The sequence below is a fragment of the Pseudoalteromonas luteoviolacea DSM 6061 genome (assembly GCF_001625655.1).
Taxonomy (GTDB): domain Bacteria; phylum Pseudomonadota; class Gammaproteobacteria; order Enterobacterales; family Alteromonadaceae; genus Pseudoalteromonas; species Pseudoalteromonas luteoviolacea.
The window spans coordinates 1-3064 of the sequence record NZ_AUYB01000056.1; the positions used below are offsets into that span (position 1 = coordinate 1).

General features: G+C 38.2%; 4 protein-coding genes. All 4 read right to left on the reverse strand.

Translation table 11 applies throughout. The features are described from left to right. Nucleotides 1-242: 242 nt before the first annotated feature. Nucleotides 243-782: a hypothetical protein gene (locus N475_RS02665; RefSeq protein ID WP_063359304.1), complete on the reverse strand. Its 540-nt coding sequence runs from the start codon at nt 780-782 to the stop codon at nt 243-245. 188 nt (nt 783-970) lie between these two features. Then, nucleotides 971-1363: a hypothetical protein gene (locus N475_RS02670; protein ID WP_155731006.1), complete on the reverse strand. Its 393-nt coding sequence runs from the start codon at nt 1361-1363 to the stop codon at nt 971-973. A gap of 16 nt (nt 1364-1379) precedes the next feature. Next, complete coding sequence (locus N475_RS02675; RefSeq protein WP_063359302.1) at nt 1380-1991, reverse strand: hypothetical protein; 612 nt, start codon at nt 1989-1991, stop codon at nt 1380-1382. Further along, nucleotides 1984-3064, reverse strand: a 1081-nt coding sequence (locus N475_RS25710) for a hypothetical protein (RefSeq protein WP_211270593.1), incomplete at its 5' end; no start/stop codon positions are given. The genes N475_RS25710 and N475_RS02675, both read right to left, overlap by 8 nt.

Consider the following 3064-nt stretch of genomic DNA (forward strand, 5'->3'; position numbering starts at 1 on the left):
GGACCAGAAAGTCGATAGATGCGACCACACAGGTCAAATAGGCGTGACCAAAAAATCGGCGAAACGCGACCAAACATGAAAAAGCCCCAGCAAGTGCTGTGGCTTTGGATTCAGTGATTTTATATGTTGACCTTAAACATTCTTGCAAACAAAACTCTTAATTAAGCCTAATTCATAATTTGACTCTATGTCATAGCCATTTTCTTTTGCCGAATGAAGCGTATCTTCAAAAGAAGGCGCAGTTAGAGTATTGTTAGCGATTTTCTTTTTAAGTTAATTAAATACAAACCCGCTGTGAGCCAATATGTATCACGATCTCCAAATGATAAGACGCAATCAGTGAAAAATGTTGGCAATTTATAGAGCTCTACAGAATGAATATAGTCATTAACTATACTCTCACTATTGCTCTTAATATAAGCTAACCAAGACTTAAGCCTTGTTATAGTTTCTTGCAAATCTTCAGTAACACCAAATTTACCTCCATTAATGGATGATGCTTGGCAAGCGATCCCAAAAGACAATCGATTTTGCACAAGTTTTATTGGAATGCCTGTAAGAATATTCATTGCCTGTGCGACGTCATTATCTACGATACCTATAGAAACTAACGGCGTATCTCCACATTTATCCCAATTAAGATCAACAGCAATCGATATGTTCCCTGCACCATGTAAACTAAAAACTCGGTGACCTTTTTCATTTAGGACTCTTTTCAAGCCATAAGCTTTTAACACAGCCTCTATTTCAGCAAGTTCTTGTTTAGTTTTATTTTCATTCATAACTATAATCCAGGTATTGGAACTGTAAATAATTCCACTTGAGTAGGTCCAAAAACTCTATAACTTAAAGTGGGTATCGTTTATTTTGCACAAATAACAAAAGTGAAATTCCCAGCAGTATGTGACCAAACATGAAAAAGCCCCAGCAAGTACTGGGGCTTTGGATTGGTGTCTTTTATTTCTTCAAATTAAAACTCTGCCCTTATATTATGAGCTTCTTCACATTCTTCAATTACCGGTTGCAATGCTTCAATATATGCGACTAACTTACCTGACGGTTGTGGTGGACCATTTTTTAGCATTTCTTCTACATCACTCATTGCTTTCTCTGCTTTAGTAGAAAAATTATTTAGCTCCTCCGCAAATTCTTCAAAATCTTGACGAGAAAGTTTTATTGCAGCCTTATTTGCAATGCAACTAATAAAATTACCATAATTAATCTCACTATCCTCGTCATAGATATCAGCGTGAATTATCATGGGTAAATCGTTGACTACTTTTTCAATTGAGCCCATATTAGCTCCTTTTAACTGCATCGCAGTGATTAAAAAAACAATTAAACATATATAACTTTTTCTCAAAGTTAAAACTCCTTTATCACTGCCCACGGGCTTTGTTATAAGACACCTCAAATGCCTCCAATAACGTTAAGTCAACTGGCTTAAGAGTTTTGGCCGGAAAGTTTTCTTGCTCGCTTGCAAGTTTATCAAGTATTTCCAAATTGCTTAAGCCCATCTCTTTGAGTAGGTATAGATACACCCAAAGTAACTCTGAAGGCGGAGCAAATTTTGACATAGGATATTCATAGATCAAAGAATATATATCTTTTGCTTCTTTGGCTGACTCTAACTTAGTTAAAAATTCATTCAAACTAAGATATGTAGCAGCAGAATAAAGCTCCATTTGACCTGTAGGCGCTTCTTCCCATGCTACACTACTAAAGCTGATGCATCCTTTGTTATCATCGATCAATGCCCTGCGATGATACTCATTAGCTAATGTCTTATGCTCAGTAAATAATATTGTCATTAGCTTTCCAAACAATGGGCTCCATATACAAAACCCAACTTCATACAGCTCTTCCCAGGTGTCATCTTCCAAACTTATTTCCCAAATAAAGCCCGGGAAAAGCTCTTTATTTAACACCTCTTTTTTTTTGTCTTTAAAACAAAACCCAGAATGTAATAACTGTTCTAAGAAACTAGCCACCTGTTAACTCCAATATCGCATTTGTAAACTGTTTGCTTTCATCAACCCCTATACTAAGGCCTGTTCGGTTTGGCTTTACGAACTCCCAACTTATGCTGTACTCACCGGGAGTTAGATGAACTGCTCCATTTGGTAATCCTTTCCCTATTAGAGTCATATCCGATGCATTCATGTCGAAATGAACTTGTCGAGAAGTCGTAAACGCTTGATAAGCGCCACGATAGCTCATAGCTTTTTTGGCTGCTGGGGACATTGAAACACTATAGTTTCGGTAACGAACAAATTTTACCTCAACCAACTTCCAGTTCCTAACACCATTTATATCCTTATATGCTACAACATCATACTCCCTACCTCGGATATACCAATCACCATCATATTTACCCGATACTCTCCTTTTAACAATAGTCCACCCATCATCTCTAAGTCGGCTACTAACAGCCCTCTCAGCATCCCTCCATCCAGCTATTTTTTTCCTATAGTTCGTAGTTTCTGCATTCAATAGTTGCGCCATTGCTGCTGTAGTCGCGCCATTTGCAAACTTTCCGCCAGTAAGAGAGCTCGCCGTACCTCCAATTAAAGCAGCAACAATTGTTCGACCAGCAATCGCCTCGGGCTCAATATTGTCCATATTAAACCCAGCATTACCCATTGCCATTTTGGTAAAGCCTGCTGATACAAATCCATGACCAAATTTTCCACCAGATGCAACTGAAGTAATACCACCAACTAATGCATGACTGCCTGCCCACTCAAGTTGCTGTGCTAAATCTAGTTTTCCAAAGTCGACACCTTTAAATTTAGTATTAAAATGTGAACCTACTTGATAGAACGCGGCTCCACTGAGCCCACCAATAATGGCTCCCTTCAAACTACCAGTAGAGACACCTCCTATACCAAATCCTACAGCCGCAGCATGCCATATACTTTTAGCAGCCCAAGCCTGCATACCAGGAATAAACATCAAACCTATTCCAAATACTGGCGCAAAATCTCCAAGTGCTTTATTTAATTTCTTAAATATTTTATTAAACAAATACCCACTTGGATCCGTATAACTCAGCGGATTATTC